Annotated in this window: 21 protein-coding genes; 13 read left to right on the top strand and 8 right to left on the bottom strand. The window is 39.9% G+C overall.

Features of this window, described 5'->3' with window-relative positions; translation table 11 throughout:
- Positions 1–81: 81 nt before the first annotated feature.
- Genes Q0779_RS00575 through rppH form a run of 5 tightly spaced genes read right to left on the bottom strand, consistent with a single transcriptional unit; the run spans position 82 to position 5,416 of the window.
- A complete protein-coding gene (locus Q0779_RS00575) occupies positions 82–933 on the bottom strand; it encodes a thymidylate synthase (protein ID WP_298768414.1) in 852 nt (283 codons plus the stop codon).
- Positions 933–1,754, bottom strand: a complete 822-nt coding sequence (lgt, locus tag Q0779_RS00570; RefSeq protein ID WP_298768412.1) for a prolipoprotein diacylglyceryl transferase — start codon at positions 1,752–1,754, stop codon at positions 933–935. The genes Q0779_RS00575 and lgt overlap by 1 nt, the downstream gene beginning before the upstream one ends.
- A 35-nt stretch (positions 1,755–1,789) precedes the next feature.
- The gene (locus Q0779_RS00565; protein ID WP_298768410.1) at positions 1,790–2,593 is read right to left on the bottom strand and encodes a sulfite exporter TauE/SafE family protein; all 804 of its coding nucleotides are present in this window, start codon (positions 2,591–2,593) and stop codon (positions 1,790–1,792) included.
- Positions 2,594–2,633: 40 nt separating this feature from the next.
- Positions 2,634–4,871, bottom strand: coding sequence for a phosphoenolpyruvate--protein phosphotransferase (gene ptsP / locus Q0779_RS00560; RefSeq protein ID WP_298768408.1), 2,238 nt, complete (start codon positions 4,869–4,871; stop codon positions 2,634–2,636).
- Positions 4,872–4,876: 5 nt separating this feature from the next.
- Positions 4,877–5,416, bottom strand: a complete 540-nt coding sequence (gene rppH, locus Q0779_RS00555) for an RNA pyrophosphohydrolase (RefSeq protein WP_298768406.1) — start codon at positions 5,414–5,416, stop codon at positions 4,877–4,879.
- A gap of 683 nt (positions 5,417–6,099) precedes the next feature.
- Between rppH and mutH the strand changes: the two genes are divergently transcribed.
- Together mutH and Q0779_RS00545 are read left to right on the top strand one after the other, a co-directional pair.
- Entirely contained in the window at positions 6,100–6,771 is a 672-nt protein-coding gene (gene mutH / locus Q0779_RS00550; RefSeq protein ID WP_298768404.1) for a DNA mismatch repair endonuclease MutH, read from the top strand.
- 112 nt (positions 6,772–6,883) lie between these two features.
- Complete coding sequence (locus Q0779_RS00545) at positions 6,884–7,948, top strand: adenylate/guanylate cyclase domain-containing protein (protein WP_298768402.1); 1,065 nt, start codon at positions 6,884–6,886, stop codon at positions 7,946–7,948.
- Between the two features lie 47 nt (positions 7,949–7,995).
- On the opposite strand, the gene oxyR is transcribed toward Q0779_RS00545, so the two are convergent.
- Together oxyR and Q0779_RS00535 are read right to left on the bottom strand one after the other, a co-directional pair.
- Complete coding sequence (oxyR, locus tag Q0779_RS00540) at positions 7,996–8,910, bottom strand: hydrogen peroxide-inducible genes transcriptional activator OxyR (RefSeq protein WP_298768400.1); 915 nt, start codon at positions 8,908–8,910, stop codon at positions 7,996–7,998.
- 299 nt (positions 8,911–9,209) lie between these two features.
- On the bottom strand, positions 9,210–9,575 hold the full coding sequence (locus tag Q0779_RS00535; protein ID WP_298768398.1) for an Hpt domain-containing protein: 366 nt from the start codon (positions 9,573–9,575) through the stop codon (positions 9,210–9,212).
- 803 nt (positions 9,576–10,378) lie between these two features.
- Between Q0779_RS00535 and gltB the strand changes: the two genes are divergently transcribed.
- The 7 genes from gltB (at position 10,379) to Q0779_RS00500 (ending at position 19,697) form a co-directional block, all read left to right on the top strand.
- Positions 10,379–14,827 (top strand): glutamate synthase large subunit, encoded by a 4,449-nt coding sequence (gltB, locus tag Q0779_RS00530; RefSeq protein WP_298768396.1) that lies wholly within the window; start codon positions 10,379–10,381, stop codon positions 14,825–14,827.
- A gap of 6 nt (positions 14,828–14,833) precedes the next feature.
- The gene (locus Q0779_RS00525; protein WP_298768393.1) at positions 14,834–16,243 is read left to right on the top strand and encodes an FAD-dependent oxidoreductase; all 1,410 of its coding nucleotides are present in this window, start codon (positions 14,834–14,836) and stop codon (positions 16,241–16,243) included.
- A gap of 183 nt (positions 16,244–16,426) precedes the next feature.
- A complete protein-coding gene (locus Q0779_RS00520; protein ID WP_298768391.1) occupies positions 16,427–17,125 on the top strand; it encodes a 5'-methylthioadenosine/adenosylhomocysteine nucleosidase in 699 nt (232 codons plus the stop codon).
- Positions 17,125–18,117, top strand: a complete 993-nt coding sequence (locus tag Q0779_RS00515; RefSeq protein WP_298768389.1) for a cobalamin biosynthesis protein — start codon at positions 17,125–17,127, stop codon at positions 18,115–18,117. The genes Q0779_RS00520 and Q0779_RS00515 overlap by 1 nt, the downstream gene beginning before the upstream one ends.
- 121 nt (positions 18,118–18,238) lie before the next feature.
- Complete coding sequence (locus Q0779_RS00510) at positions 18,239–18,616, top strand: DUF2721 domain-containing protein (RefSeq protein ID WP_298769220.1); 378 nt, start codon at positions 18,239–18,241, stop codon at positions 18,614–18,616.
- Between the two features lie 126 nt (positions 18,617–18,742).
- On the top strand, positions 18,743–19,153 hold the full coding sequence (locus tag Q0779_RS00505; RefSeq protein ID WP_298769219.1) for an ester cyclase: 411 nt from the start codon (positions 18,743–18,745) through the stop codon (positions 19,151–19,153).
- Between the two features lie 124 nt (positions 19,154–19,277).
- A complete protein-coding gene (locus tag Q0779_RS00500) occupies positions 19,278–19,697 on the top strand; it encodes a hypothetical protein (protein ID WP_298768387.1) in 420 nt (139 codons plus the stop codon).
- A gap of 47 nt (positions 19,698–19,744) precedes the next feature.
- Here Q0779_RS00500 and tyrS read toward each other — a convergent pair whose 3' ends face one another.
- On the bottom strand, positions 19,745–20,941 hold the full coding sequence (tyrS, locus tag Q0779_RS00495) for a tyrosine--tRNA ligase (RefSeq protein WP_298768385.1): 1,197 nt from the start codon (positions 20,939–20,941) through the stop codon (positions 19,745–19,747).
- Between the two features lie 119 nt (positions 20,942–21,060).
- Between tyrS and Q0779_RS00490 the strand changes: the two genes are divergently transcribed.
- From Q0779_RS00490 to Q0779_RS00475, 4 genes are all read left to right on the top strand, one after another.
- Positions 21,061–22,461 (top strand): peptidoglycan DD-metalloendopeptidase family protein, encoded by a 1,401-nt coding sequence (locus tag Q0779_RS00490; RefSeq protein ID WP_298768383.1) that lies wholly within the window; start codon positions 21,061–21,063, stop codon positions 22,459–22,461.
- Between the two features lie 43 nt (positions 22,462–22,504).
- On the top strand, positions 22,505–23,614 hold the full coding sequence (locus tag Q0779_RS00485; protein ID WP_298768381.1) for an anhydro-N-acetylmuramic acid kinase: 1,110 nt from the start codon (positions 22,505–22,507) through the stop codon (positions 23,612–23,614).
- A gap of 147 nt (positions 23,615–23,761) precedes the next feature.
- Complete coding sequence (locus Q0779_RS00480) at positions 23,762–24,142, top strand: DUF2750 domain-containing protein (protein WP_298768378.1); 381 nt, start codon at positions 23,762–23,764, stop codon at positions 24,140–24,142.
- A gap of 116 nt (positions 24,143–24,258) precedes the next feature.
- Positions 24,259–24,687: a hypothetical protein gene (locus tag Q0779_RS00475; RefSeq protein WP_298768375.1), complete on the top strand. Its 429-nt coding sequence runs from the start codon at positions 24,259–24,261 to the stop codon at positions 24,685–24,687.
- The last annotated feature ends 102 nt before the right edge of the window (positions 24,688–24,789 follow it).

Genomic DNA, 24,789 nt, shown 5'->3' with positions numbered 1-24,789 from the left:
CCCTTGCGCCATTTTCAGCCAATACAAAAAACCCTTAACGGCAAGCGTAAGGGTTTCTCCTGTGTAACGTCCGCTTAATGATTAAACAGAAAAAGGATACTGAATGGCATCATGATGCTCATAACCGACAACATCAAAGTCAGCCAATGTCACCCAAGTTTCTAAATCACTCAATGACTTAATTTTTGGGTTAATCACCAGTTGTGGTGAATCAAAGGGCTGACGTTTTACCTGAACATCACGCATTAAGGGTAATTGATCTTCATAAATATGCGCATTGACAATTTTATGGTAAGCCATTCCAGGCTTTTTACCCGTTATTTGAGCAACAAGAGCCAATAAGGTAAAAACTTGAACTTGATTAAAGTTAAGCCCTAACGGCACATCACAAGAGCGTTGAAAACTGGTTAAATGTAGCGTATCGCCTAATAGAGAGAAATTATGAGTATGCATACAAGGCCGTAAACACCCCATATGGAACTCGCCAGGATTATAGAAGCTTAAAATTTCCCCCCTATCGTCCACACCGCGGGATAGATCATCAATAATTTTGGCTAATTGGTCAATATTCCCGCCATCGGGTTGACTCCAACTTCGACCTTGAACGCCATAAACCCGCCCCATATCATCGGGGCCTTTACGGTGAGGGTTTTCAAGCCACTGTTTATTCTCATTGGCATTGGCATCCCAAGTTTTCGCTCCCAAAACACGAAAATCAGCAGCATTATCGTAACCACGGATGTAACCAAGTAATTCGGCTATTGCAGCCTTCCAGAAACTCTTTCTTGTCGTGATCAAAGGAAACTGATTATGTTGCACATCATAAACGAGATCGGCATTGATAACGGTCAAGCAACGCTTTCCCGTCCGTTCATTTTCAATCCAAGTCCCGTCATTAATAATACGCTGACATAAATCTAAATACTGCTGCATTACTTCTTTCCTTTCCCATTATCTGGAGCTTGACGTAACAATAGATATAAACCAAACAATATCATTGGAATGGATAATATTTGTCCCATTGTCATAAAGCCAAAATAAAGTCCTAACTGTGCATCGGGTTGACGGACCGTTTCAACAATCACCCTAAAACAACCGTACCCTAACAAAAACATTCCCGAGACTGCACCCATTTTATTCGTTTTACGACTAAACCAAAACAGTAATAAAAAGAGTGCCACACCTTCAAGCGCAAATTGATAGAGTTGAGATGGGTGACGAGGTAAAGGCCCTGCACCTGGAAATACCATCCCCCAAGGCACATCCGTCACTCGTCCCCAAAGCTCACCATTAATGAAATTACCAATACGCCCAGCACCAAGGCCAATAGGCACGACTGGGGCCACCATATCTGCAACCGCAAAAAAAGTTCTTTTCTGTTTTCGAGCAATATAGAGCATGGCTAAAATAACGCCCATTAATCCGCCATGAAAAGACATCCCACCTTCTGTTATTTTAAATAAATACAGAGGGTTTGCTAAAAATAAATCAAAGTGATAAAAAATCACATAACCAACTCGTCCACCTAATATCACCCCTAAAAAGCTATAAAAAAGCAAATCTGAGACTTCATCTCGACTCCATAAGCCTTTAGAGCGATCAGCTTGACGGTTAAGTAAAAACATTGCGGCTATAAAGCCCAATAAATACATGAACCCATACCATCTTAACGCAGGTTCAAATGTTTGCCCAAAGAGGTGAAATGGGCCAAATGACACGATGATAGGATCAATATTTGGAAAATTTAACGCCATATTGCTTCCAATAATAATTAATGTGATAACAACAGTTATCCAACGAGCACGAGTTTAAGCCCGATAATAACCAATAGCAGTGCAAAAAGTCTTTTTAAAATATCTGTGCGCCATGTACTTGCAGCCTTTGCCCCCAAAGGAGCAATCAACACAGAGGTACTTACTATACCAAGCAATGCTGGGATGTAAATATAACCCAAGGTGAATTGTGGTAATCCATGCACATCCCACCCTGCTAATACATACCCGACACTACCAAAGCTGGCAATGAGCAACCCACTTGCCGCAGAAAACCCGATAGCATAGCGCATTTGAATACCAAAGAAAGTTAAAAATGGCACAAGTAATACACTACCTCCAATTCCCAGTAACGCAGCAATAATCGATATCACAATGGCAGTCATTAATAAAACAAGGAAATGGGGTAACTTTCTCTGCGACTCTGCTTTAAAAGGAAAGGCCATTTTAACCGCCATTAATAATACAAAAACAGCAAAAATCTGTTGTAGGGCACCGGCACTGATTTTTTCAGAAATAAAACCAGCACACAACGAGCCCATCACAAAACCAGGTAACATAGGCTTAAATAAAAACCAAGGAATATTATCCCTTTTCTGATGTGATATTGCTGAAGACAGTCCGGTCAAAATAATAGCTGCAAGTGACGTGGCGATAGCCACATGAGGTAAAAATCCATGTGAAAAACCCACTAATGGTAAAATGCTCAATAGTGCTGGAACGGCTATTAAACCACCTCCAATACCTAATAACCCAGCTAAAAAACCGATTAAAGCACCGAATAACAAACAAATACTCACGACTTGAATGATCGGATCCATCACGTCCTCACGAGTACTATTAAAGAGGGGATAATTAATGTTATAAACTCAACAGCTCGACTAACCCTATGGTTTCTAAATACTCAGCTAACAACACTCTGACTTCTTGACCGCTACCTAAGTCTAGTACTTTATCTAATAAATGATTGAGATCAGAGAAAGATACCCGCCTCAACAAATAATTAATCCGTCCTAAGCCCCCCTGATTCATACTAAGATTGGTATACCCCATCGAAACGAGCAATAACACACCAATAGGCTCTCCAGCGAGCTCCCCACACACGCTCACTGGTAAATTATGGGTTTTACAATCTTCACATACTTTTTTTAACGCACGTAAAATACCTGGATGATAACAATCATACAGTGTACTGACTCTAGGGTTATTTCGATCAACCGCGAGTAAATATTGCGTTAAATCATTTGAGCCTACCGAAATGAAATCCACTCGCCTTACCACATCAGGCAGCTGATAAAGCAATACCGGTACTTCAAGCATAATCCCAATTTTAGGCTTCACAATATCCATACCCATCTCAGTACCAAGCTCAAAATAAGCTTGTTCTAAATAAGCAATAGATTGATCTATTTCATCAATACAGCTCACCATAGGCAATAGAATACTGAGTTGCTCACTGCCCTCTGCGGCTTGCAGCATCGCCCTTAATTGCACTAAAAGTAACTCAGGATGATCTAATGATAACCGGATCCCACGCCAACCCAAAAAAGGATTCTCTTCATTGATGGGGAAATAAGACAGAGGTTTATCCCCGCCCACATCTAAGGTTCTCATCACCACAGGTTTACCAGCCGCAGCGTCAAGTACTTGCTTGTAAACTTTTATTTGCTCTGATTCACTCGGAAACCGATTTTGTAGCATAAACGGAATTTCAGTACGGTATAGCCCTACACCATCAGCCCCTGTGGCTAAATCAGATTCTAAGCTCGCTAACAAACCAGCATTTAACTGCAGCGCAATTCTTACGCCATCTGTAGTAATAGTGGGTAACGATAAGTCTTGTGTATAGCGCTCCTGCAATGCTTTACCCATTGACATCAAACTTCTAAACTCAGTGATGACACTGGGCCGAGGAGAAACAAGAAGTTGTCCACGGCTGGCATTTAAAATGACCAGTTTCTTATCGATATCCGCATTGAGAATATTAGAGACCCCTATGAGTGCGGGAACACCAAGCGCTCGAGATAAAATCGCCGCATGTGAATTAATCCCTCCTAATTCAGTCACAATGCCTGCTAATTTCTGCCGAGGAAACTCAGCGATTAAGGTCGCATTCGCCTCTTTAGCAATCAAAATCACCGGCGTATCAGGTTCTAACTCAATACGTCCTGGCTCAACGAGCTGCCTTAAAACTCTTTGCCCTAAATCTCGAATATCACCAGCACGCTCTTTTAAGTAGAGATCTTTCATCTCTGTAAATTGCTTAATATAACGCAATGAAACTCGACAAACTGCCGACTCAGCACTCCAGCCTTGCCTCACTTCCTTGATATATTCCCCCCCAAGACTTGCGTTATCCAGCAATAGCAATAAAGCTGAAAAAATAGACACAACTTCTTCATCTTTTTCTGAATCAAAACGTTGTGAAAGGGCTGTCAGTAAATTCTTGGTACGAGTCATCGCCAGCTTCAAACGTGACTCTTCAGCAGATAAATCTCGACTCTTTTCATCCGGAAAAGACAACGAAATATGTCCGCCGAGAACAAGGGCATTAGCAATCGCGACACCATTAGCAGCAACCTTGCCAGTGTAATACTGTTGACTGATATTATTACTACTTGTAGCTTTGTGTCTTAAACCTTTTATGGCAACGGCTAATTGAGCAGCTAATGTCATCAAAAAAGCTTCTTCACCTTCACTAAATTGTCTAGGCTCTTTTTGTTGTATGACTATCACTCCGACAACCACTTTTTGATAAATAATCGGAGCTGCCAAAAACGCGCGGTATTCTTCTTCAGCCACTTCAGGTAATAATTTAAAGCGTGGATGAATATGTGCGTCCGCTAAATTAATCGGCTCCTCTCGTTGAGCGACTAATCCCACTAAGCCTTGTGTCAAAGGCATACGCACTTTTCCAACCGCTTGCTTATCTAAACCATCAGTAGCAGAGAATTGCAATACGTCTTGTTCAACCAAATAAATAGAACAAGACTCCGTTGCCATGACGGCTTTAGTTTGCGATACCAAGACATCCAAAGCCGATTGCAGATCATCTGCCGCCGCAACGGCTTGTGTTATATCCCTGAGCGTTTTTAGCACTGAGCTCAAACTCCCTTAAGAAACGAACTACGACGTCGCCCTTTTCTCTTATGACTTGATTCTTTCAGTTGCAATGATAAAGCTGTCGAAGCAAACTCCTTCATTACTTTTCGATAAACATCACGTTTAAAAGAAACGACTTGACGTACAGGGTACCAATAACTGACCCAACGCCAATCATCAAATTCAGGATGACCGCTAGCGTTCAAATTAATGATATTTTCATTACACGTTAACTGTAATAAAAACCATTTTTGTTTCTGGCCAATACAAACTGGCTTACTATCTTGTCTAATCAATCTTTTCGGCAACCGATAACGTAACCAAGAACGTGTAGAAGTTAACAACTTTACATGCTCAGGCTTTAATCCCACTTCCTCATATAACTCTCTATACATAGCTTCATCGATCGATTCTCCTTCATCAACACCGCCTTGTGGAAATTGCCAGGAATGTTGGCCAAACCGACGAGCCCACATAACCTGTCCAAAACGATTACAAATTATAATGCCTACATTTGCCCGAAAGCCGTCACTATCAATCACATGGACTCCGAACTTATTCGCTATTTAATAACTTGATTGTTTCATAAACCAAGCCGTGCAGCAATCCATATGATTAAGGCACATATTGGATAACCTTCATTTATCGATTCACTTATCAACAAAAAAAAGAAAACAATACAAGATATCCACAGATTCTGTGGATATCTCTGTTCGAAACTGTCTGTCAGCCGCTTTAATCAAGCTATAGATATCCCATACTAATTTTAGCACACTCACTTGTGCAGAATTAAGTAGATATAAAACAGATAAATAGCCAAAAACAGTTTCATTCTAAAGCTAAAAAAGATTGACCGACTATTTAATAACCACATATAGATAACCAATCTATTATCGCCAATGCATGCCTCACCTCAGCTAAATTAGGCATTGAAACCAGATAAAAAAATCCGTATTCTAAAGCTTAGTAGCATTGACAAAACATCAATAATTGATTAGATAGTTTGCCCAAATAACTTATCCAAAAATTCTGTGGATAAGTGTGTGTTCAACCCAAGCAAACCTTCTCGTTATTGTCTTTTATATAAAACTCAATAAATATTTTATTCTATCTACTACATATAAAACAATAAGTTGATAATAAACCAACATTGACACTTTTCATATTTAATTCACGTGACTACTTTTCACTCATCAAGGCTTCTCATACAGATTTAAACCAACAAATGAAAACAATTCCACAACCACCACAGAGCCTCAGTGAGCTCATGAAACGCGCAAATGCAATGGCTGGTTTAAGTTTAGGCCTACTGGCTCATTCTCACAATATAACCGTACCAAAAAACCTAAAACGCGATAAAGGCTGGGTCGGACAATTAATAGAACACGAACTCGGCGCAATTGCAGGGTCGAAGCCTGAGCCCGATTTTGCTAACCTAGGTATTGAACTTAAGACCATCCCCATTAACCATCAGGGTAAACCAATAGAAACAACTTATGTTACAGTGGCTCCCTTGCAAAATATTCAAGGACTCACTTGGGAAAACAGTGTTGTCTACCATAAATTACGCCAAGTGCTGTGGATCCCCATTCAAGGCGAACGCCATATACCAATAAACGATAGACAAATTGGTACACCCATTTTATGGCGACCAAGTGACATAGAAATGCAGCAACTAAAGCAAGATTGGGAAGAAATAATGGAATTGATTACTTTGGGTCAAATTGACAGCATTACAGCTAGACACGGCGAGGTATTACAATTAAGGCCTAAAGCGGCCAACAGTAAAATATTAACCCAATGTATTGGAAAAGAAGGAGGGTTAGCATTGACCAATCCAAGAGGTTTTTACTTAAAAATCGCTTTCACACATCAAATCCTCTCTCAACTTATTTAACTCTGTAATACACTTGATTTGATCAAGATCACAAATACTACTGGAAATGATAGGCCAATTATCTATAAACTAGCGCCTCCTGAACTTGTTACACTAGGAAACAATTAATACAGTGAAAGCCGCTATACAAGCAAAGAAATTGATGTTCGCCATTTTTGCTTGGACCATTGCAATGGCATCTTTTGTTTTTTTTCGCTACGCCCAGGCCCCTAATTTACCTCAATGGGCAATTGGATCAGCGGATTTAGCGACGCTCTCTATTTACATGGGGATCATTTTTGGTAGCTTGCATTGGATGTCAAACCTCATTGCTGAGATCAGTGGTATACAGAGGCTTCCTTATTTATGTTCGGTTATTTTTAAAGGGTTGTTTTTATTACTAGGTGCCATCACCTTAGCTTATGTGACACAATACTTAAATATGTGGGCCATCGAAAATCACATGACCACATTAAGACAAATGCTAACGGCACACATCTTATACAGCCCTTCTTTTCAAGCATTGATCGTTTATCTCGTTGTTGTCCGTGTCAGCCTCGCGTTTATTGAGCAAATGGCTTTACTCGTCGGCCCTCGTGTACTCATGAACATCGGGTTAGGTAAATACCATAAGCCGCGTTATGAACAACGTTTATTTTTATATCTAGACATGGTGTCATCAACCACACATGCTGAGTCTTTGGGTGATTACCAATTTAGTCGGCTGATCCAAGATAGCTTTAGTTTACTTGCCGATCCTGTCAATAATAATGAAGCAGAAATCTACCGCTACGTCGGTGATGCAGTTATTATTCATTGGCCATTAAAAGATGGCATCATCAATGATAGATGCTTAAATGTTTATCATGAGTTTGCTCAATCACTCAATTGGCAACGACATTACTTTATTGAGCAATATGGTTTTGTACCGCAATTTAAAGCCGCCGCTCATTGTGGGCAAGTTGTAGCAGCAGTTGTTGGGGTTCATAAACAAGAAATTGGTTTTTTTAGCGATGTATTAAATACCCTTGCCAGACTACAAGATCAATGTAACCCATTAAAACAAAAGATGCTGATCTCTGGAGAGTTGGCATCACGTTTAAATTTATCCCCTTGTTATCAACTCAGTAACCTGGGACCGATAAAGTTAAAAGGTAAACAACACTCAATAGAAGTTTTCAGTGTTCACCCAAAATAACCAAAATAATATTTAGAAAGATAAAAGGTTACTCTCAAGCCCTAAGTTTAACGATCCATTTTTTGTTGAAGTAATTTTTGGATCTCTAAGCCCAAATTTCTAAACGTCAATAACCGACTCGAGGTTTGACGCCAAACGAGCCCTATATCTCGATACGGGCTTTCACCTGATGGGGTCATGCTCATCAAATCTGTATTCTCTAAAATACCCGCATCAATCGCCATTTGAGGCAAGAAAGTCGTCCCCAACTTACAATTCACCATTTGCACTAGCGTATGCAAACTGGTTGCTGAAAATGGATTAACTTTTGTACTTTCTTCTAACTGACAAGCACTAATAGCATGGCCTGTAATACAATGCTCTGCTTCTAACAAGAAAATGCTCTCATCGGGCAGCTCTTGATAATCGATAGGCTCATGGAGCTGACTGGACAAATCTTTGTGAAGCACCATTTTAAAAGGATCGATACCCACTTTCATACTATGGTAGCCACTGGTATCTACAGGTAGTGCGAGTAATAATAAATCTAACTCCCCTTTTCCTAATGCGCTCAGTAATCTATCGGTTGTTTCTTCTCTTAAAAACAAATTCAATTTTGGATAAACTGCTTTGCAATGTTGAACAACTCTACTCAGTAAAAAAGGGGCAATGGTTGGAATACAGCCAATACGCAACTCCCCACTCATAGGTTCACCTTGATTTTTAACTAGCTCTACCAGCTCGTCAACATCAGTCAAAATATCTCCAGCCCGATGAACCACTTCTTCACCTATTGCTGTAAAAATAAATGACTTATGATCCCGTTCAATTAACTGGTGACCCAATTGTTGTTCTAAATTTTGGATCCCACTCGACAATGTCGATTGACTCACATGACACAATTTTGCAGCACGATTAAAATTTTGTTCTTGGTGAAGATTTACCAAGTAGAATAAATTTTTTAAACTAGGGAGGTGCTTCATAAATACGTAGCCAAATAAAAAATTAAATAATTTTTAGAGTCTAGCATACTCCTTTATCAGAGAATATCAGGTTAATCGCCGAGGAAAAGATTGATAAGAAATGATATCAATATGGAGTGATTTACAGGTAATTACAATAATATAGCAAGGTAAATAAAGCATAAAAAAACAGCTCATATAAATGAACTGTTAATATTACTTATTAATTTAGTGCTATATAGAACGCTCGATTCCATAAACCTTTAAAGGCATCCAAACTAAAGATTAAACTAAATTAACCTTAACGATAACGTTAAGCCTTATACCTTAGACTCAAGATATTCTTTTAACTTAACAAGATCGCCTTCACTATGAGTCACAATCGCTTGTAACCAAGCAGCATGCCCCGTTGCCCAAGCAGCTTCTTCGCCGTGTTGCAGCTGTTGCGCGTATTGTTGAATTCGTTTTAAACCAACCGATCCAGCAGCACCTTTGAATTTATGCGCTTCTGAGCACAAAGTCGTTTTATCGTTTGCTTCATCTGCATTGACAAGATTACCAACATACTCTGGCATCAGTTGCTCAAATAAAACAACACTCTTTAATAAAGTTCCTGCCCCGATAGCCTGACAGTATTGTTCAAGTGTATTTAGATCTAAAATTGATTCTAATTCGGCTGTTGCCATATTTAGGCACCTCTCAAATATTGCCAAATGTATAAAAAGACTAACCTAACACATAATACTCACTCTTACTGCTTACGCAACATCTAGAAGCACTTCATTGTTAAAACTAATGATAAATAACCACTGATTAACCAAATATCAATAAATCCATCAAAAAGCCTTTCAAGTAAACATTATTATAACAAAAAAAGACGCGCAAATGCTCTCAACGCTCAAAGCACTTAAACAACTACTTCTTCTCTCTATATTCTCCAAAATAATCAAAAAAGAGATGATTAGACTCTTTTCGATAGGGACTTGGACGACTTTTTGCGAAAAATAGTTAGATGTCCAATCAACTTCTTAATAATGAGATCCATTTAACATATGATAAGTAGAGACCAATCTCACTAAGCTTACTCAATAACAAAGAAAACAAACGAGAGAGAAATCGACGAGAAAAGCTAATTAAAATCAGATTAAAATGCATAAGTAATCAATAAAAAATATGCTTTAGTTAACCTTTTTATGAAAAAACCAGCTTAAAGAATTTTTTATAAAAATGTATCAAATTCGTTCTATATTATATAGCAACAGTGAAAATCCTTTTTATTCATAATATTATACGCACCAATCAGCAGTTTACGTTAAAGTAAGGTAAGGATTTGTGTATTAAAAACACTGACTTTCCCTCAACTCACACTGACAATTTATGATTTGACCTTTATAGATTCTCGCGTTAGGTTGATTGGTTCGGGTGCATATATATGAGAATAAAAACCATGCGCCTGAGCTGTATTTAAAGCGATTGAGGGAGTGTTTAAATGAGCTTATATCATCCAAGTTTTGAACGTGATAATTGTGGATTCGGACTCATCGCCCAAATGGACGGTGAAGCAAGTCATAGAATTATTCGAACCGCTATCCACGGACTAGACAGAATGAAACATCGAGGTGGTATTGCCGCCGACGGTAAAACTGGTGATGGCTGTGGTTTATTAATGCAACTGCCTACCACTTTTTTTAATGCTATTGCTTTAGAAAATGAGTGGCACTTAAGCCGAAAATTTGCGGTTGGTATGCTATTTCTAAATCAAAATGAATCTTTGGCTAACGCAGCCAAAAGCTGTCTAACAAAAGAGTTAGAAAAAGAAACCTTAAGTGTTGCTGGCTGGCGAGTCGTTCCCACCAACCCTGATGCATTAGGTCCTATTGGTAAAGCCAGTCAACCACAAATATACCAAGTCTTAATTAATGCCCCCATAGGGTGGCGAGAAAAAGATCTAGAGCGGCGTCTATATATGGCGCGCAGACGTGTTGAACAGCAATTAACTCATGATGATGAATTCTATATCGCTAGCCTTTCTGGCCAAGTCATCGTTTATAAGGGGTTGCTGATGCCTGCTGCTCTCCCCGAATTTTACTCTGATCTTGCAGATATTCGATTACAAAGTTCAATTTGCTTATTCCACCAGCGATTTTCAACAAATACTTCCCCTAAATGGCCGCTTGCTCAGCCTTTTCGATACTTAGCTCATAATGGCGAAATTAATACCATAACGGGTAATCGCCAATGGGCTCGCGCACGAGCCTACAAATTTAACGCCCCTTTATTAGCCGATCTTCAGCAGGCGGCGCCTTTTGTTAACGAAACCGGTTCTGATTCCTCAGCCTTAGATAACATGCTTGAAATGCTACTTGCCGGTGGCATGGATTTATATCGTGCTATGCGCCTGCTTATCCCCCCTGCATGGCAGAGTAATCCTGAAATGGACGATGAACTTAAAGCATTCTATGACTTTAATTCGATGCACATGGAGCCTTGGGATGGACCTGCTGGCATCGTTATGACAAATGGCCGTTACGCTGCCTGTGCAGTAGACAGAAACGGCTTAAGACCTTCGCGTTATGTTATCACCAAAGATCGCATACTCACACTCGCCTCAGAAGTCGGTATTTGGGATTACTCGGCCGATGAGGTGACAGAAAAAGGACGTGTTGGACCAGGAGAGCTATTAGTATTAGATACGCTTAACGGGAAATTATTTTCTTCTTTTGCCATTGATAATGATCTAAAAAGACGTCATCCCTACAAAGAATGGATGGCTAAAAACAGTACCACGTTATTACCAGCAGAAAGCTTTGAGCTAGCACAGCAAGGTAATAATGAATTTGACACTCAGGCGCTGTTAAAATACCAAAAATTGTTCGGCTATACACGAGAAGAATTGGAACAAGTGATTTGGGTATTAGCCCAAAAAGGTGAAGAAGCCACAGGCTCTATGGGTGATGACACGCCTATGGCTGTGTTATCTAAAAAATCACGCAGTCTTTATGATTACTTTAGGCAGAAGTTTGCTCAAGTGACCAATCCCCCTATCGATCCATTAAGAGAAAAACATGTCATGTCTTTGGCAACCTGTGTCGGGCGTGAACAGAATCTATTTAATGAAACAACTGGGCAAGCCTACCGGGTCATGTTCAATTCCCCCATACTGCTATATACGGATTTAATGCAACTGCTAGCCTTAGATCAAGAGTATTATCAAGCTAATACGATATGTTTAAACTACCTAAAAGAAGAAGGCTTAGAAGCAGCGTTACATCGTATTTGTAAACAAGCCATACAATTAGCACAAACGGGCACGACCCTATTAATTTTATCCGATAGGGCCGTAGAAAAAGAAAAATACATCATTCCAGCGGCTATGGCAGTGGGCGCAGTCCAACAGGTACTAGTCGATAATAATCTTCGCTGTGACACAAATATCATAATAGAAACCGCTTCTGCACGAGATCCACATCACTTTGCCGTTTTACTAGGGTTTGGCGCGACTGCTATCTACCCCTATTTCGCCTATGAATGTATATCAGCCTTAGCCAAACAATTCCAAATAGATGATCATCGCGCTTTATTGCTTAATTTTAGACAAGGTATTGATAAAGGCCTTAGAAAAATCATGTCTAAGATGGGCATAAGCACCATTGGGTCGTATCGTTGTAGTCAACAATTTGAAGCCATCGGACTCAGTGAAGAAGTGATAACACTCTGCTTTGATGGCGTTATTAGTCGTCTACAAGGTGCAAATTTCCAATTAATAGAGCAAGATCAAGCCTTATTACATCAAGCAGCATTTCGACCTCATTTATCACTGCCTCAAGGCGGATTATTAAAATACGTTCAGGATGGCGAATACCATTGCTTTAACCCCGATGTCGTCAATACACTGCAAACATCATTAAAGAATAAAGATTACAGGACTTATCAAAAGTTCACAGAATTGGTTGATAATAGACCTGTTGCGACTTTACGGGATCTAATCGCCATCAATTCACCTATCCCCCCAATTTCAATTCAAAATGTAGAAGCTGCAAGTCAGCTATTCCCTCGTTTTGACAGTGCTGCCATGAGCATTGGTGCATTGAGCCCTGAAGCACATGAAGCGTTAGCTATCGCCATGAACCAACTCGGTGGGCGTTCAAATTCAGGGGAAGGTGGAGAAGATCCAAGACGTTTCAAATCGAATCGCAATTCAGCCATCAAACAAATTGCCTCAGGTCGCTTTGGTGTCACAGCGCATTATCTTGTTAATGCTGATGTGTTACAAATAAAAGTGGCACAAGGCGCAAAACCTGGCGAAGGAGGTCAATTACCGGGACACAAAGTCAGTGCTGAAATTGCGGCTTTGCGTCATGCAAAAGCAGGCGTGACCTTAATTTCTCCTCCTCCACACCATGATATCTATTCCATTGAAGATCTTGCACAACTCATCTTCGATTTAAAACAAGTTAACCCTAAGGCACTGGTCTCGGTTAAATTAGTCTCCGAGCCTGGCGTCGGTACTATTGCAACCGGTGTAGCCAAAGCGTATGCGGATATGATCACTATATCGGGTTATGATGGTGGCACAGGTGCAAGCCCTATTACTTCAGTAAAATACGCTGGCAGCCCTTGGGAGCTGGGTTTGGCCGAAGTTCATCAAGCGCTTGTCAAAAATGGCTTAAGACACAAAATTCGTCTTCAGGTCGATGGCGGACTAAAAACAGCAAAAGATGTCATCAAAGCTGCGTTGTTAGGTGCTGAAAGTTTTGGTTTTGGTACCGTTCCTATGATTGCTTTAGGCTGTAAATATTTACGCATTTGTCATTTGAATAATTGCGCAACGGGTGTGGCTACACAAAACCAAACATTACGTGATAAACACTACCATGGCTTACCAGAAAGAGTGATCACTTATTTTGAATTTATGGCGCAAGAAATTCGTGAATACATGGCAAAACTCGGTGTCGCTCGCTTTGAGGATCTCGTGGGCCACAGCGAATGGTTAATGGCAACAGAAGGGCAAACGCAAAAACAAGCCCAGTTAGATTTAAGTCCCATTCTGTATACACCAAAGGTACCTAAAGGCTCCGCTCGCACTTGGAAAGAAAATAATCAATCAAGCGATCAAGGAAAACTGAACCAAACGCTATTGATGCAATGTAAAGAAGCCATTGATACAGAGCAAACTTACAGCTTCAATCAAGCTATCAATAATACTGACCGCGCTATTGGCGCCAGTCTAGCAGGTTATATCGCTAACAAGTATGGTAGTACAGGACTTCATTCACCAATATCCTTAACCTTCAATGGCAGCGCGGGACAAAGCTTTGGGGTATGGAATATTCACGGGGTTCACCTGACATTGACTGGCGATGCTAACGACTATGTTGCCAAAGGCATGTCCGGCGGTAAAGTGACTATTCATCCCCCCATAGGAAGCTCTTTTAAAACGGAACGTTCTTCTATCATAGGCAATACCTGCTTATATGGCGCAACAGGCGGTAAACTTTTTGCTGCAGGTAAAGCGGGTGAACGGTTTGCCGTCAGAAATTCTGGCGCAATTGCTGTAGTTGAAGGCGTTGGCGACAATGGCTGCGAATACATGACAGGCGGGATCGTGTTAGTCCTTGGCAGAACTGGGGTTAACTTTGGTGCAGGAATGACTGGGGGCTTTGCTTATATTTTTGATCAATATGGTCACTTCAATCGTCGTGTGAACCCTGAAATGGTCAATACGCAAAAACTAACACTTCCTATCCATCAACAACACTTACGTTCATTAATTGAAGAACATGTGACTGAAACGGGTAGTGAACATGCAAAAATGATCTTAAACGACTTTGAGAATTGGTTAGATTGTTTTGTATTAGTCAAACCTAAGAATGTCAAAATAGACGATCTTCTCAAATTAGAACAAACTGAACCTGCACTCGCAGTCAGAGCGGGGTAAATAACCATGAGCAATGATTTTCAATTTATTGATGTGGGTAGACAAGATCCCAAAAAAGTGGATACAAAAACACGTAAAGTAGAATTTATTGAGATTTATCAACCTTTTGAAAAAGAAGCGGTCAATCAACAAGCCGATCGCTGTCTCGATTGCGGTAATCCTTATTGTGAATGGAAGTGTCCATTGCATAATTACATCCCTAATTGGCTTAATTTAGCCAAGCAAGGTCGTATAATGGAAGCAGCAACTTTAGTCCATGAAACCAACACCTTACCTGAAATTTGTGGTCGAGTTTGCCCTCAAGACAGGTTATGTGAAGGCGCATGTACGATAAATGATGATTTTGAAGCAGTCACAATAGGAAGTATCGAGAAATACATCACCGATACGGCCATAGCACAAGGCTGGCGTCCAGATCTTAGCCAAGTCCATCCTCGTTCTGAGCGCGTTGCCATTGTCGGCGCTGGGCCTGCAGGTTTAGGTTGTGCCGATATTCTGAGCCGAAATGGTATCAAAGCGGTGGTTTATGATAAAAACCCTCAAATTGGAGGCTTGCTCACCTATGGGATCCCAGCGTTCAAACTGGAAAAATCTGTCATGGCAACACGAAGAGCCGTAATGGAGGAAATGGGTATTGAGTTCAAACTGGGGTTCACCATTGGAGAGGATGTGAGCTTTGAATCACTACTCACAGACTATGATGCTGTTTTTCTCGGTATGGGCACTTATACAGCCATGAAGGCCGGCATTGAAGGTGAGCCCGCAAAAGGCGTGTATCAGGCTCTCCCTTACCTCATAGGCAATACTCACCACATTATGGGCACAGAGCAAAGTGATACTCCCTACCTCAATTTGAAAAATAAACGTGTCATTGTACTCGGAGGGGGTGACACAGCAATGGATTGTGTCCGCACCGCTATTCGGCAACAAGCTCAATCGGTCAGTTGTTTATATCGCCGTGATGAAGCGAATATGCCAGGTTCTCGTAAAGAAGTGCAAAATGCGAAAGAAGAAGGTGTTGAATTTCTTTTTAACCAGCAACCCATTGCAATTAAAACACATAACGAACAAGTTGTCGGTATTGAATGCATTGCTACTGAAATGGCCAATAGTGATGTCAGCGGCCGTCAAGCAGCTGTTCCCATTGCCAATAGTGAGCATGTTTTAGAAGCTGATGCCATTATCATCGCCTTTGGGTTCCAACCTAGCCCTGCACCTTGGTTTGAGCAATACCAAATCGACATTGACGAGAAAGGGAGAGTGAAAGCCCCTAAAAAGGCTGATAATCCCTTTCAAACCAGTAACCCAAAAGTCTTTGCCGGTGGCGATATGGTCAGAGGCTCAGATCTTGTTGTCACCGCAATCGCAGAAGGTCGAGACGCCGCAATAGGGATCTTAAACTATTTAGATCAATAAACGTTTCAATAAGTGTCTCTCAAACAAGAGGCACTTATTATTTTTTCAAAATCTTGCTTTTCTATTCCCCCCCTATACCTTTGTTCATGCGCCACCCAACTCCCTGTGTTAACTTAACGCCAAATGATCTGCATTATGCTATATTAGCAACGTATTTCTCATTCAAACGAATAAGGTTATTTCATGAAAGTCGGTATTATCGGTGCAATGGAACCGGAAGTGGCTCACCTCATAGAGTCAATGCGTTCAAAAACATCACAAACGATTGCAGGTATCGAATTTGTCTCAGGCCAATTAGCGGATAAAAACATTATTGTTACTCGCTCGGGTATTGGAAAAGTTGCAGCAAGTATGGCGACGACACTTTTAATTGAAAAATATGCCCCAGATGCCATTATTAATACAGGCTCAGCAGGAGGTTTTTCTCCTGAATTGAATATTGGTGATATCGTCATTGCTTCAGAAGTGCGCCATCATGATGTCGATGTCACTGCATTTGGTTATGAAATTGGCCAAATGGCTCAGCAACCCGCCGCTTTTGTTTGTGATAGTCAGCTCGTCAATGCTGCTAAAAAAGCCATTTCACAAATAGGCGAAGTCAACGCCATCGAAGGGCTTATATGCACAGGAGACAGTTTTATTTGTGATCCAATTCGAACAAAACAAATGCTCGCCCATTTTCCATCAATGGCGGCCTGTGAAATGGAAGGCGCTGCAATTGGCCAAGTGTGTCATCAGTTTAATTTACCCTTTGTGGTGATCCGCTCTTTATCTGACAATGCCAATAACGATTCACCTGTTGATTTTGATACTTATCTTGTCAAAGCTGGGCACCATTCAGCCTTGATGGTGATGGCCTTATTGAAGACGTTATCATTCTGATGCACTTTGATATTATTACTCCTGAACTCATTTCTTCTTTGAATATCGATAGAGGTATATATCAAGGAGCAGTAATATTAATCATCTCACTTTTATTGGCTAGGATTGCGCCATTGCCACGGAACATGCAGCCTATTGTTTGGTTTGGGCTGCTGGCTAAAAAGCTCAGTAAATATGTCTATCGCAACCACCATAGCCCTTTAAAACAGGCAATTATGGGGCTCTTATCCAGTTTGACCTTGTTGGTGCCCTTTTTTGGATTAGCCTTTATTTTGACTCATAATATTGGTTTTCCTTGGATTTTTGAATTTATTATTCTCTATATTTGTCTCAATGATGCCAATTTTAAACTCGTTGCAGAAGAAGTCTGTGTCTCTATTGCCCAGCAAGATAAACTGAGAGCTCGCGCTTTGCTACATCCTTGGCTGACACGTAACACCTTCGTATTGTCTTTTGGCAGTCTCAGCAAAGCGACCATTGAAAAATTAATTACCGCCCCCGTTTATGGCGTTGTTGGCACTATTGTTTTTTACTGTTTAGGCGGTGCACCATTGGTATTACTGGCTCGAATGATTAAGCAACTTGAATTATCTTGGCCTTGCTTTAATCCTAAATATCAATATTTTGGGCGCCTTAGTTACTTAGTAAGCAACATCATCTTTTTTATTCCTACGTTACTATGGAGCTTTAGTCTTGCCGTACAAGGAGGGCCTCAAAGTCTATTAACTTTTATCAGACCTCGAGTAAAAGGTGTTCCAAGGGGCTATATTTACGTATGTGAAATTGGTGCAAAAATTCTCCATATAGAACTGAGTGGCCCAATGACATTTGGAAGTAATTGCATTGCCTTACCTAAAATCAAATACGGCCCTATTCCAGATCACCACGATATTAAAAAAGCTATCTTACTCACTTCAACCGCATTTACCTTTTGGATATTAAGCTTATTTATTATTCCTAGCTTTTGGGCATTGCTTCGATATTTACAATAACTATTAAAATGAAAAAGGACTCTTTAGTGTGTTAATTTATTTTGAACATTCATCTGAGACTTGTTATGATCGACCGCATCCATAAACAGTCATCAGTAGTGTGTATATGGCCCTAGGTAACATTCAAATCTCTTTAACGACGCCCGCACTGTTATTTCCTGCAATTTCCTTATTACTCCTTGCCTATACTAATCGATTTTTTGCATTAGCTGCACTCATTCGAGCGCTAAGTAGCGAAGGGACTCCGGTTAATGGTGAGCAATTAAAAAATTTACATCGTCGTATTAGTATCATCAGACAAATGCAAGAAGCTGGCGTACTCAGTTTTGCTTTTTGTGTATTATGTATGATTTTTATCTATGCAGGCTTAAACCATATCGGTTCGATTATTTTTGGTTGCAGTTTATTATTGCTTTTGTATTCATTAATACTCTCAGTCATTGAAATTCGAATTTCAGTTGATGCACTCAATATTCACCTAAACGAACTCGAAAAATAACACAAAACACACAAACTTATTACCTTATACAAAATGATAATAAACTTTAAATTAACACCTTCATTAATTAATATTTTTATACTGCTTATTTTTATTAGTTTATCAGCGAAAGCCGATAATGGCGCAATGCCAGCCGAGCAAGCCATGGCAGTAGACTATATGGATGCGCTCACCCATCAAAAGTTTAAGAAACTGAACCACTATTACAACCGAGATAGTATTTTTTTTGATAAAACAGCCAATCGAAAATATATCGGCAAAAAGGATATTCTTTATTTTTTAAAACGAGTACAGCAAGGTGTACTCGAATATAAATTTACTATTGATCATATGTTTAACTCAGGATCTCTAGTGGTGATGATCGGTAATTATTATTATAAAGGGCCTGGCGATCTTTTTGGCAAACCAGGAAAAATCATCAATTTAGCGATTCCAAGTGTCACCATGTTAACACTCGATATGAAAAAAAGAAGAATAAAAGAACATCAAGATTTATTAGATTACCAAACCATGTCAGATCAGCTCGCCATTCAATAATCCACACATGTATGAAGATAGCCTTGTGTTCGTCATCAAAATTTACATTTTAAATTAAACTCTATTAACCTTAATTGTGCAAATAATGATAAGGTATAGACGATTTTAGGGTTTAGGCTATATTATGAAAAAATCTTTATGTAAGCTCATTCCGACTGCATTTCTGTTACTGTTCAGTCAGATCGCTACAGCATTTGAAGAACCCGTCATAGCTTCTTCTGCACACCAACCTATTGAAGCGTTCAACAAATTACTTGCTGATGCGCAATTACAGCAAAGGCAATGGAGTTTACATCCACAGGATATTTCCACAGCATATACTGAAAATGAGTTTGTTTTACTTAAGATCAAGCAAACTGAAGAAAAAGTGATCAGTTATAATGTTCATCAAGATAAAGATCAAAATCAAACCTTATTGCTCATTTTAACACTCAGTCAAAAAGGCTCTTTTTGGGTATTAGATGAGGCTCAACTCACGTGGCAATGTCAAAACCGAAATGACGTTCATTTCAGCACAAAACCTTGCTCATTGAGCCCTAATTAACGTATTGACTTTAATAGTAAATCTATTAATCCCTAGTTGATTGTCATTTATTTTAAATGGATTTTAGCGAATTTCCTTTTTCCAACCTGAAAAACGCCTGACATTGCAGTAGAGAACTGTAACCGAGGATCCGCGATCTTTTCACTATCCAGTTTAACGGCTCCCTGTTTTATCATACGCATAGCATCTGAGGTAGAGCTCACCAATCCCGCTTCTTTCAGTAAGTTCGCAATCCCTATCCCTTCACCGATTGCTATTTCAACATCAGGAATATCATCAGGGATCGCCCCTTTTTGAAAACGTTGAATAAAAGCTTGATGTGCCGCTTCTGCAGCGTCCTCATCATGAAAACGAGAAATGATTTCTTTTGCCAATGAAATTTTAACGTCTCTAGGATTCTGGCCTTGTTCAACATCTTGTTTTAATTTGTCAATATCCGTAAGAGGACGGAAAGATAACAATTCAAAATAACGCCACATTAATTCATCACTAATAGACATTATTTTGCCAAACATCTCTTCGGCTGGATCATTGACACCAATATAGTTATTGGCAGACTTGGACATTTTCTTAACGCCATCAAGCCCTTCTAATAGTGGCATCATGATAACGGTTTGTGGCTTTTGACCATCTGATTTCTGTAATTCACGTCCCATTAATAAATTGAACTTTTGATCTGTTCCCCCAAGCTCAACATCCGCTTTTAATGCGACAGAATCATAACCTTGTAATAATGGATACATAAATTCATGAATAGCAATGGATTGTCCTGAACCATATCGCTTCTTAAAATCGTCTCGTTCCATCATTCGAGCAACCGTTTGCTGAGAAGCAAGTCTTATCATCCCTGCCGCCCCTAAAGGTTCTAACCAATCAGAATTAAATTCAATGCGTGTTTTATCTGCATCCAGTATTTTATAAACTTGATCGATATAGGTTTGAGCATTGGTTTTAACTTGCTCACGAGTCAATGCAGGACGAGTGCTATTTTTGCCGCTGGGATCGCCCACCATTCCAGTGAAATCACCAATCAAAAATATGACTTCATGTCCTAAGTCTTGAAAAGTTCTTAATTTATTTAAAATAACGGTATGACCAAGATGAATATCTGGCGCAGTAGGATCACAACCGAGTTTAATTCTTAAGGGACGATCTTCTTTCAATTTTTCCAACAGATCAGCTTCAAGCAGTACTTCTTCAGTACCGCGTTTAATCTCTGCTAATGCGTGTGCTATATCAGCCATTTCGGCAATTACTCTAATGATAAAGATATTATTGATATATGTTACTTGTTAGCCAGCATAATTGAAAGAGTGTAAACTAAGGGAAGAAGCTAGTAGGGATAGAATTAGGTTTAATCTCAATGGGAAAGTTCATTACATTATTTAATTTATTGCCAAAATTTCACCGAGTGACTTTAGGTGTCTTAACGTGCAGTCTACTCTTTATCGCCGTTTTTTTATCAAACGATAACAGACAAGATCAAGGCGATACGCCCATCCAAGGTGAATATGCCTTAAATACGCGTTACCTTGTCAATATTCATGATAGAAACAAAAGTATCATTCATGACGATCAACACAACGAAAGCACTTTACTCAATGACTCAAATGAGGCATTGATTCAGTCTCCCCCCGATCCTATATTCACGACGGCAAAACCTGCTATCGCCTCACCTCAGTACCACGCCAAAGCATTCACAGTGAAAAAAGGCGATACACTCGCCGCACTCTTTAAACGTGCAGGCTTAACGCCCAAAGATGTATACGACATCACTTTATTACCCAAAGCCAGAGCCAATTTACTTAAAATTTTACCTGGTGAAAAAATCAGTATTAGTAAAAATGATGAGGGCCAATTTGTTCAATTACAATACCCTTTAGATCCAATCAATACCCTCACCATTAATCGAAATCAAATGGAGTATACGGAGAGCATAACCAGCAAAAAAATTGAATATGGCCAAAGCTTCGCATCTGCAACCATTAAAACCAATTTTTGGAACGCAGGCATTGACGCTTCACTTACCCCAAATCAAATCATGCAGCTAGCCACCCTCTTTGGCTGGGACATTGATTTCGCATTAGATCTACGCGAAGGCGATCATTTTTCAATCCTGTATGAAAAAGAATTTACCGAAGGCCGTTTTTTGAAAAATGGACATATTTTGGCTGCCGAATTTGTCAATCAAGGAGAGCGCTATACCGCTATTCGTTATACCGATGGCCAATACTATTCCGAAGAAGGACGCAGCATGCGAAAAGACTTTTTGCGCTCCCCAGTTGACTTCAAATATGTCAGCTCTCGTTTTAATCCGAAGCGCTTACATCCTGTCACAGGACAAATTAAAGCCCATCGCGGCGTAGATTATGTAGCTGCCGTAGGCACTCCGATTAAAGCTGCTGGTAAGGGCAGAGTCATTAAAGCATCCTATAATAAATACAATGGCAATTATGTATTCATTAAGCATAACGATACTTACACCACTAAATATTTACATTTAAAGAAACGTAAGGTAAAGACAGGTCAAACCGTTAAACAAGGTGATATTATCGGTACACTAGGCGCAACGGGTAGAATAACGGGGCCTCATTTGCATTATGAATTTATTGTCAATGGCGTACACAGAAACCCAAGAACCATTGATTTACCAAAATCAAAACCCATTGCCAAACAAGAAAAAGCACAATTTCTATCTCTAAGCAAACGCGTTATGGCTACACTTGAACAAAATAAACAAATCCAATTAGCCTATAGAGAATAACCATGCTAGCTCGACAACTATCCCTATTACAGAGTAATGCTTTATGAATAAAACCTTTTTTATCGGCCTGATGTCTGGGACCAGTATGGATGCAATCGATGCAGTACTGGTAAAGTTTAATGGTGACATTCCCACCCTCATCGCATCACATCAAGAGCCGATGCCTGAAAAAGTATTCAAAGATTTAAATAAACTTTGTTCACCCGAACATGATGAAATTAATCGACTCGGGCAGATCGATCGTACAATGGGCAAACTGTTTGCCACAGCAGTGAATAAATTACTCACTCTATCTGGCGTCAAAAAAGAACAAGTCATCGCCATCGGCAGTCACGGGCAGACGATTCGGCATATGCCTAACCTGAACATGGGTTTTACTCTTCAAGTCGGTGATCCCAATACCATCGCCGCAGAAACCGGTATCGATGTGATTGCAGACTTTCGAGGAAAAGATATCGCATTAGGTGGTCAAGGCGCACCACTGGTTCCAGCTTTTCACCAATATGTGTTTTCAAAGCCTCAGCAGAAACGCATAATCCTCAATATTGGGGGCATTGCCAATATTACTTTTTTACCCGGAAATGAACATCAAGTATTAGGCTTTGATACAGGACCTGGCAATACCTTGATGGATGCTTGGATCCAACGTGTCAAACAAGAGCCATATGATAAATCAGGGCATTGGGCTGCCTCTGGAACCACCAGTCCTGAAATGCTAAAGCAGTTGCTATCCCATCCCTACTTTTCACTCAGCTCCCCTAAAAGCACAGGCAGAGAATTATTCAGTTATTCATGGCTTGAACAGCAATTAACTAATTTTATTAATTTAGAAGAAGCCGATATTCAATCCACCTTATTGGATCTCACCTGCCTTAGTATCGCCAAAGACATTCTTGCATTATCTGAAAATGGAGAGCTTTTTGTTTGCGGTGGAGGCGCTTATAATACACATTTAATACAACGACTTTCGCAGCAACTACCCCATTATCAAATTCATACCACTGAAAAATTAGGTATTTCTCCTCAATGGGTAGAAAGTATTGCTTTTGCTTGGCTAGCCATGCGCTATGAATACGCATTGCCGGGTAATTTGCCCGCTGTAACAGGCGCAACCCACTCAGCCATTTTAGGCGGCAAATACTGTGCAGACTAACCCACCCTATTTGTGCCACTAAACCTCTTCTTCATCACTAGGCTAAATGTTATGATCGCTTTGGTACACTCCTTTGACCTATTCCACTCGATAATAGCCTTGGCACATTTGCCTGTTTAAGCTTTATCTACAATACGAGAATATACAATGAGCACAAATGAAAAAAGCTTAAAACAAATCACGCAATTAACACCTGAGGCGCGTTATGATTTTTTAGTTAAACAAGTTAAAGATCACCAAAACCTCTGGACATTACAAGATAGCAATGGCTGCGTCATGTTAACCACTGATGAAGAAGATTGTATTCCTATGTGGCCTTCTGAAGAAGCCGCTGCACTTTGGGCTGTGGATGATTGGAAAGACTGCCAACCTTTGGCTATTCCTTTAACAGAATGGTTAGAACGCTGGGTACCTGGTATGCAAGATGATGAACTCCATGTCGCCGTGTTTCCAGTGCAAGATGATTTAGGTGTCGTGATCCCGCCCTTTGAATTAGAATCTAGATTAGAGCCTAAACAACAGCACTGAGCATTAATAATCTAACTCATTCAATACATGGACATTAAAATGTTTAATGTCCATTATACCCACAGTCAAAAGCACCAACAAACAGACTTTATGGCGCTATGCTATGGATAATATCGATGACAGCAGACACCAATAAACCAGAAAAACGTCCACCTTTACCTAAAAGACTCCTTTTACTGCTTATCCTAATTGCATTACCAGCAATGGTAGGGTTTCAGTTTCAACAAGGTATATTAATTGCTATTTTACTGCTACTTATCATTCTTGCTTCATTAGGAAGACAAAAAACAGGCTTAATCATGCTACGTTTATACAGCTGCCTAGTATTACTCTTACTCAGCTGCCTTCCCATATTGCACTTTCAAGGAAGTGGCATTGACAAACTCATACAAGAGGCGCCTTTACTCACAGACCACTCACCACTATTTTATCTCTGGTTATGGGGTGGCTGTAGCATAATCGCCATACTGCAAGTTTACTTAGCGTTTAGCCAAAAGGTTAGTGCTTATTTTATTCAGAAAATAAACTTAAATATTATTAATTAAGTATTTTAGTCTGATTAAACAAAAGCATCGATATTCAGTCATCCTCAAATGGCTGAATATCACTCGTATTTACCTAAATACACACTAAAGTGAGAGGAACAC

The sequence above is a fragment of the uncultured Shewanella sp. genome, from assembly GCF_947491715.1.
GTDB lineage: Bacteria > Pseudomonadota > Gammaproteobacteria > Enterobacterales > Shewanellaceae > Shewanella.
The sequence above is the reverse complement of the archived record's forward strand: the minus strand, read 5'-3'. Positions and strand labels throughout refer to the sequence as shown.